Source organism: Peribacillus sp. 05N428 (genome assembly GCF_056397085.1).
In genome coordinates, this window is the sequence record NZ_JBFTMS010000046.1 from 1 (window position 1) to 15636 (window position 15636).

At 39.4% G+C, this 15636-nt stretch carries 14 protein-coding genes; 8 read left to right on the forward strand and 6 right to left on the reverse strand.

Annotated features, from left to right (window positions below; genetic code table 11):
* Nucleotides 1-367 precede the first annotated feature (367 nt).
* Both AC1DIV_RS25555 and AC1DIV_RS25560 read right to left on the reverse strand, forming a co-directional pair.
* Complete coding sequence (locus AC1DIV_RS25555; protein WP_340876651.1) at nt 368-1840, reverse strand: flavin monoamine oxidase family protein; 1473 nt, start codon at nt 1838-1840, stop codon at nt 368-370.
* Between the two features lie 594 nt (nt 1841-2434).
* The gene (locus AC1DIV_RS25560; protein WP_445670165.1) at nt 2435-3106 is read right to left on the reverse strand and encodes a response regulator; all 672 of its coding nucleotides are present in this window, start codon (nt 3104-3106) and stop codon (nt 2435-2437) included.
* Between the two features lie 250 nt (nt 3107-3356).
* Between AC1DIV_RS25560 and AC1DIV_RS25565 the strand changes: the two genes are divergently transcribed.
* Together AC1DIV_RS25565 and AC1DIV_RS25570 are read left to right on the forward strand one after the other, a co-directional pair.
* Nucleotides 3357-3671 (forward strand): hypothetical protein, encoded by a 315-nt coding sequence (locus AC1DIV_RS25565; RefSeq protein WP_063592358.1) that lies wholly within the window; start codon nt 3357-3359, stop codon nt 3669-3671.
* A 423-nt stretch (nt 3672-4094) separates the two neighbouring features.
* A complete protein-coding gene (locus AC1DIV_RS25570; protein WP_477577678.1) occupies nt 4095-6290 on the forward strand; it encodes a transglycosylase domain-containing protein in 2196 nt (731 codons plus the stop codon).
* Nucleotides 6291-7109: 819 nt separating this feature from the next.
* Here the strand turns inward: AC1DIV_RS25570 and AC1DIV_RS25575 are convergent.
* Both AC1DIV_RS25575 and AC1DIV_RS25580 read right to left on the reverse strand, forming a co-directional pair.
* Entirely contained in the window at nt 7110-7409 is a 300-nt protein-coding gene (locus tag AC1DIV_RS25575; protein ID WP_340876648.1) for a spore coat protein, read from the reverse strand.
* Nucleotides 7409-7612 carry a hypothetical protein gene (locus AC1DIV_RS25580; protein WP_340876647.1) on the reverse strand — a complete coding sequence of 68 codons (204 nt, stop codon included), beginning with the start codon at nt 7610-7612 and terminating at the stop codon, nt 7409-7411. The genes AC1DIV_RS25575 and AC1DIV_RS25580 overlap by 1 nt, the downstream gene beginning before the upstream one ends.
* Nucleotides 7613-7800: 188 nt before the next feature.
* On the opposite strand from AC1DIV_RS25580, the gene AC1DIV_RS25585 reads away from it, so the two are divergent.
* From AC1DIV_RS25585 to AC1DIV_RS25595, 3 genes are read left to right on the forward strand one after another with little or no spacing between them, the layout of a single operon-like run.
* Nucleotides 7801-8016 carry a hypothetical protein gene (locus AC1DIV_RS25585; protein WP_063575944.1) on the forward strand — a complete coding sequence of 72 codons (216 nt, stop codon included), beginning with the start codon at nt 7801-7803 and terminating at the stop codon, nt 8014-8016.
* Between the two features lie 12 nt (nt 8017-8028).
* Nucleotides 8029-8391 carry a spore coat protein gene (locus AC1DIV_RS25590; protein WP_048682441.1) on the forward strand — a complete coding sequence of 121 codons (363 nt, stop codon included), beginning with the start codon at nt 8029-8031 and terminating at the stop codon, nt 8389-8391.
* Between the two features lie 15 nt (nt 8392-8406).
* A complete protein-coding gene (locus AC1DIV_RS25595; protein ID WP_340876646.1) occupies nt 8407-9543 on the forward strand; it encodes a zinc-dependent alcohol dehydrogenase in 1137 nt (378 codons plus the stop codon).
* 458 nt (nt 9544-10001) lie between these two features.
* Here AC1DIV_RS25595 and AC1DIV_RS25600 read toward each other — a convergent pair whose 3' ends face one another.
* On the reverse strand, nt 10002-10145 hold the full coding sequence (locus AC1DIV_RS25600) for a topoisomerase C-terminal repeat-containing protein (RefSeq protein WP_445670126.1): 144 nt from the start codon (nt 10143-10145) through the stop codon (nt 10002-10004).
* A 136-nt stretch (nt 10146-10281) separates the two neighbouring features.
* The gene (locus AC1DIV_RS25605; protein WP_057215460.1) at nt 10282-10947 is read right to left on the reverse strand and encodes a GntR family transcriptional regulator; all 666 of its coding nucleotides are present in this window, start codon (nt 10945-10947) and stop codon (nt 10282-10284) included.
* A gap of 588 nt (nt 10948-11535) precedes the next feature.
* Here AC1DIV_RS25605 and AC1DIV_RS25610 point away from each other — a divergent pair.
* The 3 genes from AC1DIV_RS25610 to AC1DIV_RS25620 all read left to right on the forward strand — a co-directional run bounded on the left by AC1DIV_RS25610 (nt 11536) and on the right by AC1DIV_RS25620 (nt 15564).
* Nucleotides 11536-12978 (forward strand): aldehyde dehydrogenase family protein, encoded by a 1443-nt coding sequence (locus AC1DIV_RS25610; protein ID WP_340876645.1) that lies wholly within the window; start codon nt 11536-11538, stop codon nt 12976-12978.
* A gap of 18 nt (nt 12979-12996) precedes the next feature.
* Nucleotides 12997-14202: a hydroxyacid-oxoacid transhydrogenase gene (locus AC1DIV_RS25615; RefSeq protein WP_323599662.1), complete on the forward strand. Its 1206-nt coding sequence runs from the start codon at nt 12997-12999 to the stop codon at nt 14200-14202.
* A 117-nt stretch (nt 14203-14319) separates the two neighbouring features.
* On the forward strand, nt 14320-15564 hold the full coding sequence (locus AC1DIV_RS25620) for an iron-containing alcohol dehydrogenase (RefSeq protein ID WP_340876644.1): 1245 nt from the start codon (nt 14320-14322) through the stop codon (nt 15562-15564).
* Nucleotides 15565-15636: the final 72 nt, after the last annotated feature.

Below are 15636 nucleotides of genomic sequence, written 5' to 3' on the forward strand. Positions count from 1 at the left end.
TACGGCTCTCAATACAATTGGAGGCTGGTGCAAAAACCAGAATAGGATTAATCTACCATGTGTGCTTCCCGTAAGGGAGCGACAGTCAGTGGTGCACCTTGGTCGTTGGAGTCAGACTAACGGATGGGCTCTAAAGCACCATAGTTCATCGACCTTCCTCTCCCAGCCGTAGAATCAGTATTGACCGTTCTGAACCATTTTCATTCTCTGTGGTGAAGCGCTGATTTTTGCGCTTCATGGTTGGCTAACGGGTGCGTTAGCTGAAGAACGGAGCTGTCTTTAAGACAGCTTTTTCTTATGGCACTAACGGGGCAGTTTAGTTGTATAAGAAATTTCTATAAGTCCTAATTTATCTATTTTTCCTGTTTTATTTTGGCAAGTCATTCACTTCATATGCAACCCGTATTCCAGATTCAATCGCCCCTTGCATCCAAGCGTGGGTAAGCGAAGTATGTTCACCGGCAAAGTGCACTCTTCCTTCAGGTATAGGGATATAAGGATACAACTCGGTTTCCTGACTCGGTTCAAAAGCAGTGAAAGCTCCAGAAGAATATTCATTATCGACCCAACTAAAGGAAGTTCCTGACACAAACTCAGAATAGACTTGGTCTCCGTAAATTTCAGCTAAGTTCTTTAAAGCATATTGAATGCGTTTTTCGTTGGATAGACCGTTCCATGATAAAGCCTCATCTGCCCATGTATAGCTTGCCAAAACCACAGCAGGTCCTTTTGTACCAATCCCCTGACTGGGGTAATAAGTGAATCGAATCGGAAGGTCAGTTATGGATTTACCACCATATTGATGGTGCCTTTCCCAAAACCTGCTTTTAAACTCGATTCCGATCTTTGTTGCGCTCATATAGTTTAGTTCACGAATCGCTCGTCGTTTATAATAGGAAAAAGAATGGTATGGTTCAACTTTCACAAATCGTAACACTGAAAAGGGGATGGTTATGATGGCAAGATCACCAGTTATGGTGGAATCCTCTAAGGTGTGCTGATGGGTGGAATGGATGGTTACTCTGTTGTTATGTTGGAGAATTTTCATCATCCTTTGATTGAACATAATAACTTCTTTTAATTGCGGGAGAAATGCCCTTGGCAGCAGATCCATACCGCCGGTTATCTCATAGAAACGATTTGCTCCGAAGGACGCCTCTTCTCGCAAAACTTCAATAAATGACATCCCCATATATGCTTCTAAGTCAAGGAGTACACCAATCATATCAACCGCGCCATCTGAAAAAGTCGTTCCATATTGATAATGGTAATAGTTTAAGAAAGTACCTAGTGAGTAGTTTTTAAATTCTTTTTCTACGAGATACCAATTTCTCGTTGGGTCTTGTTTAATAAAATCGAGAATTGGCTGTGTAGCTAATTTCACCAGCTCCTGTGCGCTTTTACCTCTTTCATTTGATGCAACGGGAAAGTTTAGAATACCAGGAGAACGTTCAAAAATGTTAAGACGTGTTTTGATTCCATTGAGATAAAGAATATCCATTGGAGTTCGGTTAATAAAAGGGTTTACGGTTAGCCCCCATTTTTTTATATACTCTAAGGTCAAAAAATGAACATCAGGAATACGCATTGGGCCTGGGTTAAAATAAAGCCCATTGCTAAAGGGGGAGCGTATGGTATAGGCACGTCCGCCTACCCTGTTGTTTGCTTCAAGGATTGTGACGTTGTGCCCTGCCTCCTTCAATAGAGAAGCAGCAACCAGTCCTGCTAGTCCTGCGCCAACAATAGTAATATGTTTGGGAACTTGTGACTTTTTAAGACCATTTCTAATAATGCTGATCATTTGTTGAGTCGTTAATTGATTATTTGTGTTATTAGGCATCTCTTTACCCCTAGTGAATTAGATTTATTACATTGTATTCCCATGTATAGATGCCTATGTGTTCTTTTATGGATAAAAAAAGTATGTAGTTTAACAGATAAAGAGATAAAGTCTGCTTTTGTGAAAAACTCCTAACAAGGAACAAAGAGACAGGTAACAGCTTATTCGAACTATCTTTGTACAGTATTTTGATAATTTTCCTAAAGATTTACAAAGATATTTATAGAAGATTGGATTTGATCTTTTAGAGGAGAAAAAAGCAAGAGAATTATGTAGGTTAAGTGATGAACTTTTAACCCGTTCTTGTTGAACTAACAGGTGCGTTAGTGCCTTAAGAAAAAGTAAAAAAAGTCGATTCCTTAACGTTGAACTGACCCCATAAAGTTAGACAGGTTATTTCGTTAGGCAGCCCGTTGGGCATGAGCTCGGTATTGTACCGGGCTAAATGCCTTTTAATTTGCCTTGATTCGTTTGTTTTTATAGTATTCTATATATTTTGCTAGTTCTTGTTTCTAAGGATCGTTTCGTGAGAAAAGCCCGCCTCTTCAGCACGCATTGCGAAAACTGAAGAGCCGGACTTAACATAAGTTGAAATTATTTCACTTCTACCCATCCGTTTTTAATAGCTAGAACAACAGCTTGTGTACGGTCGTTTACTTCCATTTTTTGAAGAATGTTCGTCACATGGTTTTTTACTGTTTTTTCACTGATATATAAAGTTTCGCCGATGACACGGTTGCTTTTTCCATATGCTAAAATTTGAAGAACTTCACACTCGCGTCGAGTCAATAGGTGAAGCGGTCTTCTGATCTCTACAGCATGCACTGAATCACGATCAGTAGCTAAACGGCGATATTCTTTGACTAGATTATGTGTCACCTTCGGATGAAGGTATGAGCCACCTTCTGCGACTACACGAACAGCATCAATTAACGCATCTGCGTCCATTTCTTTCAACAGATAACCTTGTGCTCCTGTTTTCAATGCATGCTGTACATAGTTTTCATCATCATGAATCGATAAAATGATGACTTTCGTTTCAGGGTAACGGTTTACAAGCATTTTAGTTGCTTCGATACCGTTCATATTCTGCATGTTGATATCCAGGATAACGACATCTGGTTTGTGTGTGCTAACAAGATCCATAGCCTCGCTTCCGTCATCGCCTTCGGCAACAACATTAAAGGATGATTCAAAATCTAATATACGCTTAACGCCTTCACGGAAAAGCTGATGGTCATCGATAATGATGATACTAGTCTTCAACAAGCTTCTTCCTCCTAATTTATATAAATGCCTATTCTCTAAAATTTATAAATTGATAGGGAATTTTTTTTCAGCAGCATTTACAAAGAATAGCATATTTTTTCGTTTTGGGGATAATCCTTTTTCTTAGCTTGATGGCGATGTGGCGGTACCCTATAGTAACTAAACTGTAAACGGATTGTTATACAAATAGCATTGTTGGAGGAGACTTCATTGTATATAATTAATCCTCGTTAAGGAGTGTTGAAAGATGATAAACGTAACAGTAGATAAGTTAAAATTCAAGAAACAATTATCGATGCTTGAACAAATCACACTGAAAGATTTTCTGTATACCTGGGTAGGTAGCTCAAGCAAGGGATTGGATGACTTTTTTCACCTTGAGTACACAGAAGATGTATTTGCCAAAATAGAAAAAATGACGAATGACACCGATTTGTTGATTTCTGATGATGAGTATTTCAGATACATAACATTGACGGAAGATAATCAATTTGTGATAGGTGTTTTAGATATGAATTCAGAATTAAAACATAGAATAATTTCACTAGATAAGTTTAAATAATTCTTCGTTTTCTTTAACCCATACAAAAAGAGGCAGCGTGGTACGTTGTCTTTTTTATTTGTTCACTATATGTCACTGTTTGTTATACCTTGGATAATGATATTAAACGAGAAAAAAATATTAAAAGGGCCAGATGTAAAGAAGGAATACGTTCTACAAGATGCATAAGATGAGATAGTACGAAGTGATTACTTTATTGCGAAAACCGACCAAGGAGAGTATAGGATAAATTCTTCCTTAATTCGTTATATACAGGTTTTGCATGAAATGCATTGTTATAAATACCATACCGACCATCAATTGCTATTGAGTAAATAAAAGGTTATTTCTTTGCATAGTTTTCTTAAATTTTGTTGAATAACTTGAATATGGGAGAGAAGATTAATGTCAGAAACGTATCGTTCTCGTCAGGAACGAAAACAAGTGGAAAAAACAAAACAAGATCAAAAAAAAGATAAAAATTCCCCTAAAAGAAGGTCTTTCTTGAATAAAGTTTTACTTTGGTTTTTACTGTTAGGTGTTGTTTCAATTGGAATAGGGGCAGTTACGGTTGCAGCAATGATTAAGGATGCACCTAAAATAGATGCTTCAAAACTAGTCGATCCGCTTTCTACCAAATTATACGATAAAAACGGGAATTTCCTTTACGAATATGGTAAAGAAAAGCGGACAAAAATTGAGTATTCTCAAGTTCCAAAAATGTTGGAACATGCTTTCATTGCCACGGAGGATGTACATTTTTATGAACACAATGGCATTGATATAAAAGGAACTGCGAGAGCAATCTCCAAGAACCTAATAGGTGATTTTGGATCTCAAGGCGGAAGTACCATTACACAGCAGGTCATTAAAAACTCCTTTTTGTCACCTCAGAAAACAATAAAGCGGAAGGTACAGGAATGGAGCTTGGCCTATCAGCTTGAGCAAAAGTATTCCAAACATCAAATATTAATGATGTATTTAAATAAGATATACCTTGGAGACGGGACATATGGTGTAGCAGCTGCCGCCAAAAATTACTACGGAATCGATGCCGATCATCTAAATAAATTAACGCTTCCGGAGGCCGCTATGTTGGCGGGGCTCCCACAGAGTCCAAGTAATTACGATCCCACTGAACCAGAACATGTGAAAGCTGCAACAAATCGTCGTAATATTGTTTTAGAAGCTATGTATAAACAAGGGTATATTACGAAAAAGCAATTGGAGGATGCAAAGAAGGTTTCAGTTACAGCAGGACTTGTTCCAAAAACGAAACAGCAAGGAATGCCGTACGAGGCGTTTTTGGATGCTGTTGTAAAAGAAGTTGAAAGAAAGCTGAAAAATGTAGATATCAGTTCGGATGGATTATCTATTTATACGACGCTAGATCCAAAAGCTCAGACCTATGCGGACAAAATAATGAACACCGATACGATTATTTCTTATCCAAATGACAATTTTCAAGGAGCCTTCGTATTTTCAGATACAAAAACAGGAGAAATTCGAGCTATTGGAAGCGGTCGAAACCAATATAAAGCTTCCTTCCGAGGCAACAACTTTGCGGTTGATATTAAACGTCAACCAGGATCTACTTTCAAGCCAGTCTTTGATTATGGTCCGGCTATTGAAAATTCAAAATGGTCTACAGCACACCAAATTAATGATCATGAGATAACCTACTCAAATGGTCAGTCTATTTCTAACTGGGATCATCAATATCACGGAATGATGTCGATTAGAACAGCACTTCAATGGTCATACAATATTCCAGCACTTCTTACCCTTCAAGATGTAGGGATGGATAAAGCACAAAATTTTGCAGAAAATCTGGGTATTACTTTTAATAATAATAAGGTGTACGAATCATATGCGATTGGAAGTAATACGGTTAATCCATTAGAGTTGGCAGGGGCATATAGTGCTTTTGGAAATAATGGTGAATACAATACACCACATTTTGTTCGTAAAGTTGTCTATCCTGATGGCAGAGTTGTTAATTTAACTCCAAAGCCAAAACGTGCTATGCATGATTACACAGCTTATTTGGTGACGGATATGTTACGGACAGTCGTAAAATCTGGTACAGGAAAAACAGCAAATGTCCTTGGACTAGATGTGGCTGGAAAAACTGGCACAACCAATTTTGACAGTAAAACCAGAGCACAATATGGATATCCAACCGGTGCGGTAAATGATAGTTGGTTCGCTGGTTATACACCGCAATACACTATGGCGGTTTGGACTGGATATACTAAAAATGGTCCAGGAAATTATATGGATGGAAATTCAACTAAAATCTCGCACCAAATGTTTAAGGCCATGCTGGAAGCGTTTGGAACAGACCAAAGTAGCTTCCAGCAGCCTAGTGATGTATACCGGGTGAATAATGAACTGTTCATTAAAGGTGCAAATCCTGAAGAAGCTCCACCAGTTACAAAAAATAATAATGATAAACCATTTGAAATTGGTCGAAATAAAGAGGATAAAAAACATAAACAAGAGGAAGAGAAGCATAAACAACAAGAGGAAAAGAAACACAAACAAAAGGAAGAGAACCATAAACAACAAGAGGAAAAGAAACACAAACAAAAGGAAGAGAAGCATAAACAACAAGAGGATAAGAAACACCAACAATAAAGATTTTTAGGATGGGATTGAATTGGTTCCATCCTTTTTTTGATTCACAAAAGAAATGTGAAGGTATCTACTTAAACGATAGGGTGCTTTACTTCAATAAGGGAGGTTGCTGAGGCAGCCTTTTTCTTATGGAACTAGAGAGGTAGTTTAGTTGAAAAAGCTTAGTTTGAACACAGTGAAGGCTGGAAGGGATTGTCAAATAAGTAAATTCAAAATATCAGATTGGTAAACGATTGCAGGGCTCAAGGTTATCTATTTAACTGCATCGGTATATTGATAACTGGATTGTGAAAAGATGAATTTGGTTTGCTTCTAGGGATTGAAGAAAATAATTGAATAAAGCCAGCTGGCATAATAGAGTTTAAAGATTAAGTGCAAGGTAAAGTTTTAGAAATTATACAAAGGCAGGCTTGCTCCGCATTCCTGTCTTATATAATCAAATAAAATAGTGAAGGTGATTTTACTTTGTCTGTAGAAAATCCAGAAGGTAATTATTTATGACTACGAAGATTATACGTTAGTAGTCGCTGTGACAATTGCGGTAACACTTAGTTTGAAAGTTCGGTTAAATATATTCGTAAATGCAGAGAGTGTGGCATGAAGAAATCGAATTAACCCTAGTATGAAAGAAGTGAAATTCGTTAAAACAACAGCATCTAAGATTGGATCATCTACATTACCATTATTAACTTGGCTAACCACTTCCTATGATATACCCCTAAAAAAAGCAATGTATCTCAAGGTTGAGAAATTCATTGCTTTTTTCCATTCGCCCGAACCCCGATGTGATCTGTCTGCTCTCACATCCATGAGTTGACTTTATTGTTGAGGAAGGTTTAGGGCTGTATTTGCTGTATTTAAATCAACTTGTAATTGTTCACTTAAATCATGTGGATGATAGTAACCTTTTGCAATCAAATAGTTACTTATCTCTCCATGTCTTTCTACAGCGACACGAAGCTGTTCTCTTAAGGCTGCTTTCAATTCAGGTGTTTTTGTTTCTGTAATGGCAAAAGCAAGATTTCTAATTCCTGATTTTGCGGATATTAAGAAGTCCGTCGCAATCACCTGATCAGTCATGCCACCCATACCCGCCATATTTTGCAAAAAATTTGTCATTACTGTTCCCCTCTATTCGTCAGAATTTCCTGCAGTGTTTGAATATCTTGTGTTCCAGTGTCCATGTCTTTTAATAGAATATTTTGTAGTTCTGTATCCTGCACTAAACTGCTCATTGTAGAGGACTTTGTTAGACAAAGACTCTTGAAAGTTAAAATTTCGTGCGCCTCTAGAGTTTCATGCAGTCCTAAATTTTTCGTCATGATTTTTTCCCTCCATTTCTTTGAGAATTCACTTACATATCTTTCGTCATACAAAATTTTTTATTCATCATCATTTGCAAAGGTAACGTGTACTTTGCGAAATATACTACGTATCGGTCAATAATCCGTATAACAAACAGATGAACTGGGAAAGGTATTTTTGTTATATAGATTAGGGAGGTGAGCGTATGGAAAATGAAAGCTTGGCATTTCATGAAACCATGGAAACGCATGAAATTTTAAATCTTAAAACAATAGGGTTAATGAGATCAAAATTAATGCAAGGAATTTGCTTTGACAATGACTTAAAAGCATTAATGGAAAAAGACGTACAACAATCTATAGCTGCAATAAACGAGCTAAAGGGTTTTTATACAGGAGCCCGAACAAACTATGAAAAATGAGGTGAAATTTAAATGGAGATGGATTTTTTAGATCCTCAAGGCGCTGAACATATGCCGGAAATGGCTGATTCCTCTTTTGCGCTAGATTTTTTACTCTCTATCAAAAGTGGGATTCATACTTATGGTATTGCATTATCTGAAACAGCGAATCCCGCATTGAGAAAAGCATTGTACCAGCAAATGGAGCAATCCATTGACTTACATGGTGAGTTATCCGATTTAATGATCAGGAAGGGCTGGCTTTATCCGAACGATGTAGGTAAACAGGTGGAATTAGATTTGAAATCAGCCGATATGGCGGTTAGTATCGCTGGAATGAATCTTTTCCCGAATGATACTGACAGACTCGGCATGTTCGCAACGCCGAATAAATAAAGGAGGAAAAGCATCATGAAAGCCGTAACTTACCAGGGCAATAAAAATGTACAGGTTAAAGAAGTTAAAGACCCTAACATCAAAAATTCGGATGATATTATTGTAAAAGTCACTACTTCAGCCATTTGCGGCTCCGATTTGCACTTAATTCATCAATTAATTCCCAATATGCCTACAGATTATGTCATTGGTCATGAGCCGATGGGGGTTGTTGAGGAAGTTGGACCAGGGGTAACTAAGGTCAAGAAGGGAGACCGGGTCATTATCCCCTTTAACGTTAGCTGCGGGAGCTGCTGGTATTGCGACCACGACCTTACAAGTCAGTGCGATAATTCAAATCCTCATGGGGAAATGGGTGGTTTTTTTGGATACTCAGAAACAACTGGTGGGTATGCGGGCGGGCAAGCTGAATATATGCGTGTTCCTTATGGAAACTTTACCCCTTTCAAAATCCCAGAAGACTGCGAGGTAGAAGATGAAAAATTGGTGTTGCTCGCAGATGCAGCATCCACAGCATTCTGGAGTGTAGATCACGCAGGTGTCAAATCTGGCGATACGGTTATCGTTTTAGGCTGTGGCCCTGTAGGTCTACTTACTCAAAAATTCGCTTGGTTTAAAGGGGCGAAAAGAGTGATTGCTGTCGACCATCTCGACTATCGTTTAGAGCATGCAAAAAGGACGAATAAAGTCGAAACCGTAAATTTTGCACAATATGAAAATGCTGGTGAATACCTTAAAGAAATCACTAAAGGTGGTGCAGATATCGTTATTGACTGTTCCGGGATGAGTGGCAAAATGACTCCGATGGAATATCTTGCATCGGGTCTTAAATTACATGGGGGAGCCATGGGAGGGATTGTAATTGCGTCCCAAGCCGTGCGTAAGGCGGGAACCATACAAATAACAGGCGTTTATGGCGGCCGTTATAATGGATTCCCCCTAGGAGATATTTTCCAAAGAAACGTGGATATTAAAACCGGTCAGGCTCCTGTTATTCCTTATATGCCCTACCTTTATAAACTAATATCAGAAGGAAAAGTAGATCCTGGCGATGTTGTAACCCATGTACTTCCAATTGACCAAGCAAAGCATGGGTATGAAGTATTTGATACAAGGACAGATGGATGTATTAAAGTGGTCCTTAAGCCATAAAGATGGTTGTTTTCATTTGGAAAAATAGATTTGAAGGTATCAAACCCTTTTTTAACTTTTGGAAGTGATTTTTACTTCTGGATGAAATACGCATAGAAGAAGATTTAAGAAAAGTGAACACCCCTGTCTTGAGAGCTACATTTACCTTATTCAAATTATGTACCAGAAAAGACGATTTTGCCCCACGTTAAGGGAAAATCGTTTTTTTTGTGCTCTAAGCTATCTTTTTTTCATTAAGTAAAACCCACGACCTACAAAAACTATAAGGGGCAAATTAGTTATAGGGTTTTCGTTATTTTTTATTTCTTTCGTTTGGGTATTTCACATATACTTTTTCTTTTCTTTGGCGATCAAAATCAGAAAAGGTTATAGCAGTAAGTGGATTCACTCAGCGAATCATTCAGCATATAGTCTTTCATGGCAAAATCCCTATCAATTGTGATAGGGATTTTAGTTTGTTACTTTGATTTAGCAATGTTTTTTTTTTCAATCGATCCATCATCTTTCAAAACAAGAGAAGCATAAAAAGGCTTCTTTTCTTTTGTCCTCGGTTTCATCCCTTTGATCGCACTTGTTTTCTTCTTGGTGCATAAATCTTTCACATGTTATTCTGTTTATTTTTTTCAGCATTTGAGATGGGAATGTCTGTTTACACCCACTTGAATATTCCGGAAATTTGATCAAAGCGATTACGATGACTGATATCCGAAGAAGATTATCCTCAATAGCTTCCAAGTATTATCTTTTTGTTCTCTCCAATAAACGATCTATGGAATCCTGTATGTGGCTGGAGATCGCAATCTCGGCTCTGTATACATCCCTTGTCCGGATGGCCTCAATGATTTCCATATGTTCCGATGGTGCGTCTTTTTGGTCGATCTCACCTTTGACGTGATAAAACCGGCCTATATGAAGATGACAGTGCATGCCTTTATATGCTTCAAATAAAAACGGGTTTCCTCCAGCGTTCATGATGGCATGATGAAATTGCTGATCTAAATGAGTAAAATCTAGTATTTTTTTGTTGGAAGCACCTGTGTTTGTGGAAAACATTTCATCTGTAAGCGCGGCCATTTCTTCCGTCACGCTTACATTATTTAAGCGGATAATATTCCGGACCGCATGCGTCTCCAGTAATATCCGGGCCTCCAACATTTTCGCCATATTTTCAGTATCTAATATGTCACTGACCCGATATCCCTTATTTGGTTCTAAGATGACTAAGTTCTCAGAGTTCAGACGAGATAATGCTTCTCTGAGAGGTATGGCGCTAATGTTGATTTCCCGGGTTAAATGGCTGATATTGATTTTTTGTCCCGGCGATAAATCCCATTCAAAAATCTTTTCTTTTAATAAATTGTAGACATATTCCGTTGTCTCCCCGCGTTCTTTTTCCTTTATCATCGAAATGCCCCTAACTTAAAAAAATTTCTATGAGAACGAGTGTTATTTCATATAGATGTAACAACTTAAATTATTACTGAAGTAACTTTCTTATTGTTGCCCTTATCAATAAGATAAGGCGAAACCATATTGATATCAAGAATAGAGAGTTTATAAGGTGACCTATAGTTTGCTGGATAGCTAAAAAAAAATATCCTCATTACTGATAATTATATATTAAATTTGTGAGTTTTATACAAAATTATATATAAAATAATTCAAATTAACATGAATTAATTAATCTATCAATATTATTTAAATCAATAAACCCTTTATTATTAAGGTTTTGTTCAGAAAAACAGAATATTTTTAATTTTAAATATTTACATAATCATATATTATGTGATATATTTTCGGAAATGATTACATACTATTTTGAGCAGGATTCTATAAACAACAATTAAAGAGTATGGATGGGCAGGCAAAATCTTAAGTTTAAAATGGAAGCGCTTTATGCTTGCCTTTTTCTTGATTGAAATTTATTGAATTAGCAGAAATAACTGTGAAGTGAAAAAATGTGATCGTTATTTTTCAAAGGAGGAATCTTCAATGAGCACATCGCTAAGTAGAAGAAATGCATTTTATGGCCATTTCATAAATGGGCAATGGATATCCGATCAACATACAATCGCTGTTATGAACAAATATAACAAAGAAGAAATTGCCCGGATTGGCAGGGCATCCCGCGAAATTGTTTCTGATGCGGTGACCAATGCATTGGAAACCTTTAATACGAGAAAGCTAGATTTCGATCAACGCTACGAGATTTTAATGCGTGCAGCGGATATCGCGAAAGAAAGAAAAGAAGAGCTGGCGATGATTCTGGTTCAGGAAGTCGGTAAAGTATTGAAGGATGCCAGGGGGGAAATCGATAGAGGAATTCAAACGATGATTGCATCAGCGGAAGAAGCAAAACGGATTGCCGGTACAGGCGTTCCTTTGGGGCAGTCTGGAAACGACAATAAGATGGCTTTCACCATCCGGGTTCCTGTTGGAGTTATCGGTGCGATCACCCCGTTTAACTTCCCGTTCAATCTCACCATCCACAAGGTTGCTCCTGCGTTGGCAGCGGGAAATACAATCGTGTTGAAGCCGGCTGAAATGACGCCGCTCATTGCATGTAAGATAGCAGAAATCTTTTCCGAAGCTGGATTGCCTGCAGGTTTTCTGAATGTGGTCAACGGGTTTGGGCAGGAAACAGGTCAATACCTTTTGGAGGATGAACGAATTGCGATGTTCACTTTTACAGGGAGTCCCAGCGTAGGACGGCACATTAAGAGCAGTACGGGAATTCGTAAGGTTACCTTGGAATTAGGGAATAACTCCCCAAATATCATTCACAAGGATGTCCCTGATTTAGACAGAGCAGTTGAGCTCTGTGTCACGCGGGGGTATGTGAATGCAGGGCAAGCCTGCATCTCTGTGCAGCGCATCTACGTTCATAGTGATATCTGCGATGTGTTTGTGGAGAAGGCAGTCATGGTGGCACAGGGCTTGAAGGTCGGAAATCCTGCAGATTCTTCCACGGACATTGGTCCTATGATTTCCGAGAAGGAAGCAAGGCGTGCGGAAGAATGGATTCAGGAGGCTGAGCGTCTAGGTGCCAAAGTGCTATATGGAGGGAAAAGGAGGGATTCGATTCTAGAACCTACTATATTAATAGATGTGAAACCGGAAATGAAGGTAGTCTGCCAGGAAGTGTTCGCGCCGGTGATCAGCATCATTCCTTTCGATAGCATCGAGGAGGCTTTCCGTCAGGCCAATGATACGAAGTTCGGCTTACAAGTTGGTTTATTTACATCCGATATCACTTTAGCCATGCGGGCAACACAGGAACTTCATTTTGGCGGTGTGATCATCAATGATGTTTCTACATACCGTGCCGACATCATGCCGTATGGCGGCGTGAAGGACAGCGGAATTGGCAAAGAAGGGCCGCATTATGCCATGCAAGAGATGACAGACGAAAAACTTGTCGTCATCAATCTATAGACTTTGGAGGTAAGGGATATGAGAAATACATGGGATTTTTATTCTACCGAAAGAATCGTATTTGGAAACGGGGCGATCGGGCAATTGGATTCAATCCTGCAAAGGTTAAAGGCGAAAAACATCTTGCTCGTTACTGACCCAGGTATCAAAAATGCAGGAATCGTAGACAGAATTTCATCGTTGTTGGAACATGCAAATTACGAAACAGTTATCTATGACCAGGTCGTACCCGAGCCTCCGGTAGATTCGGCGATGGACTGTTATAAGTTTGCTAAATCTCAAATGGATATTGATGCAGTAATTGGCCTTGGCGGAGGAAGCAGTATTGATATGGCGAAGATTGTCGCTTTGCTGGTCGCGCATGGCGGACATCCCCTGGACTATTATGGCGGAGAAAACCAGGTTCCTGGACCAATCGCCCCTCTAGTAGCGATTCCGACGACTGCAGGAACCGGTTCAGAAGTGACATCTGTAGCGGTGTTGACCGATGTGGAAAATAACCTGAAAGTTGGTATCTCGGATAATTACCTAAGACCAACCGTTGCTCTGCTTGATCCAGAATTAACGGTAGGGCTTCCCGCTTATGTAACAGCTTGTTCCGGAATTGATGCTTTGTCACATGCGATAGAGGCATACACAGCCAAACCTTCTGCATATATCCAGGCAGAAGGAAACATTTTATTCCAAGGTTCAATCCCCATAAGCGATGCACTCGCCTACAGAGCTATTGAATTGATTGCAAAAAACCTGCCGCTTGCGGTGCAGCAAGGGAGCAATCTCGAGGCACGTTCCAATATGCTAATGGGCAGCCTGCTTGCTGGAATGTCCTTTTCAAATGCAGGTACTGCAGCAGCCCATGCATTGGCTTACCCAATTGGAGGGCTTGTGAAGTCGCCGCATGGAGAGGTGACCGGGCTCTTGCTTCCATATGTCATGGAATATAATGCAGTTGTAGAAACAGAAAAAATGGTGAGGATTTCCCAGGCATTCAATGTTAACTCGGATGGCCTCTCCGATAAGGAAGCCGCTTTGGCTGCTTCAAAAGCTGTGCTTACCCTGCTTGGGGAAATTGGACTGCCTACAAAGCTGACGGAGATTGGGATCAAAGAAGAGGATATTCCCGAAATTGCTGAGAAGACCCTCCAAATCGATCGCCTGATTCGGAATAACCCAAGAATGCCTACCCAGCACAGTTTAGAAGAATTACTTAGAAAAGCTTTATAGATTGCATGTAAAGGAATGGTGTCCCTGGAAGGTTAAGCATCATAACCATTCATGATGGATAAGCATACCGGGGCGGAAAGGTTTTCACCATCTAATAGAATATAAATGGAGAGGAAGATGAAAATGTCTCTTATGCCTTTTACATATAGTATGCCGACACGGGTGGAGTGCGGTAACGGAATATCTGGAAAAACAGGGGAGCTAATTAAGGATTTAGGTGTATCGAGTGTGCTGATCGTAACAGATAAAGGGGTTAGAGGAGCTGGTCTCTTACAAGGCATTGAACAATCCCTTGCTTCGGCAAACCTTTTTTTTGAGATTTACGATGAGGTAGAACCTAATCCATCAGCTCAAACAATCCAACAGGGGACAGTGTATCTTAAGCAACAAAAGATGGAGGCGGTTCTGGCTGTAGGTGGAGGAAGCAGCATTGACACAGCCAAGGGCATTGCGGCAATGGCTACTAATCCCGGCCATATCCTGGATTATGAAGGAGTTGGAAAGATTTCCAATCCTCCGCTCCCGATCATAGCAATCCCGACTACGGCTGGAACTGGCAGTGAAGCTACTAATTCGACAGTGGTAACGAATAAGGACACCTCTTTTAAATTAGGTGTACTTAGTTCACTTTTGTTTCCAAAGCTAGCTATATTGGATCCTGCCCTTACATTAAATTTGCCTCAAGAGATTACTGCAGCGACTGGTATGGATGCTCTGACTCATGCAATTGAATCTTATACCTCCAAATCTGCCAACCCTGTCAGCAAGGCTTTCGCGATGCAGGCCATGAAGATGATCGGTGAAAATTTAACACGATCGTACTTTGTAGGAACGGACATGGAAAGCAGGGAAAACATGCTTGTAGCCTCCCTGTTAGCTGGTGCAGCCTTTTCGCAATCCCGACTGGGTAATGTACACGCCATTTCCCATACATTTGGAGGAGTTTTTAATATCCCGCATGGCATCGCAAATGCAGCACTATTGCCATTCGTCATGAGATTCAACCTGCCGGCATGCGAGGATCAGTATAGAGAAATTGCAATAGCTTTAGGAAGGGATGTAAGCGGTTTATCCAATGCGCAAGCAGCCGAGAAAGCAATCGAAACCATCATCGAAATGAATCGGAGCATGAATATTCCTCTTAATATTAAAGAGCTTGGAGTCTCATTGGACGTTTTGCCGAAATTAGTGGAAGATTCCATGCGAAGCGGTAACGTGGTCGTTAATCCAAGGCTGACGAAGGCATCGGATATCCAAATGATTATAGAGAAGGCTTATGAGGGGGACTTTGAAGGTTTTAATTATGGTAATCGAAATACAAGCAGTGCCAAAAGTTCAGAAACGGCCATCGTGAATGTATAAAAACCATTCAATTAGAAAATCACCTGGAATTTCAGGAGATTTCAAATCAGTTTCCCCTTTTTAACTTTTTTC

Coding starts and splice junctions, on each gene's coding strand:
- AC1DIV_RS25555 (WP_340876651.1), bottom strand. CDS start 1,840: ATGCCTAATAACACAAATAATCAATTAACGACTCAACAAATGATCAGC.
- AC1DIV_RS25565 (WP_063592358.1), top strand. CDS start 3,357: ATGATAAACGTAACAGTAGATAAGTTAAAATTCAAGAAACAATTATCG.
- AC1DIV_RS25575 (WP_340876648.1), bottom strand. CDS start 7,409: ATGACAAATTTTTTGCAAAATATGGCGGGTATGGGTGGCATGACTGAT.
- AC1DIV_RS25580 (WP_340876647.1), bottom strand. CDS start 7,612: ATGACGAAAAATTTAGGACTGCATGAAACTCTAGAGGCGCACGAAATT.
- AC1DIV_RS25585 (WP_063575944.1), top strand. CDS start 7,801: ATGGAAAATGAAAGCTTGGCATTTCATGAAACCATGGAAACGCATGAA.
- AC1DIV_RS25590 (WP_048682441.1), top strand. CDS start 8,029: ATGGAGATGGATTTTTTAGATCCTCAAGGCGCTGAACATATGCCGGAA.
- AC1DIV_RS25595 (WP_340876646.1), top strand. CDS start 8,407: ATGAAAGCCGTAACTTACCAGGGCAATAAAAATGTACAGGTTAAAGAA.
- AC1DIV_RS25605 (WP_057215460.1), bottom strand. CDS start 10,947: ATGATAAAGGAAAAAGAACGCGGGGAGACAACGGAATATGTCTACAAT.
- AC1DIV_RS25610 (WP_340876645.1), top strand. CDS start 11,536: ATGAGCACATCGCTAAGTAGAAGAAATGCATTTTATGGCCATTTCATA.
- AC1DIV_RS25615 (WP_323599662.1), top strand. CDS start 12,997: ATGAGAAATACATGGGATTTTTATTCTACCGAAAGAATCGTATTTGGA.
- AC1DIV_RS25620 (WP_340876644.1), top strand. CDS start 14,320: ATGAAAATGTCTCTTATGCCTTTTACATATAGTATGCCGACACGGGTG.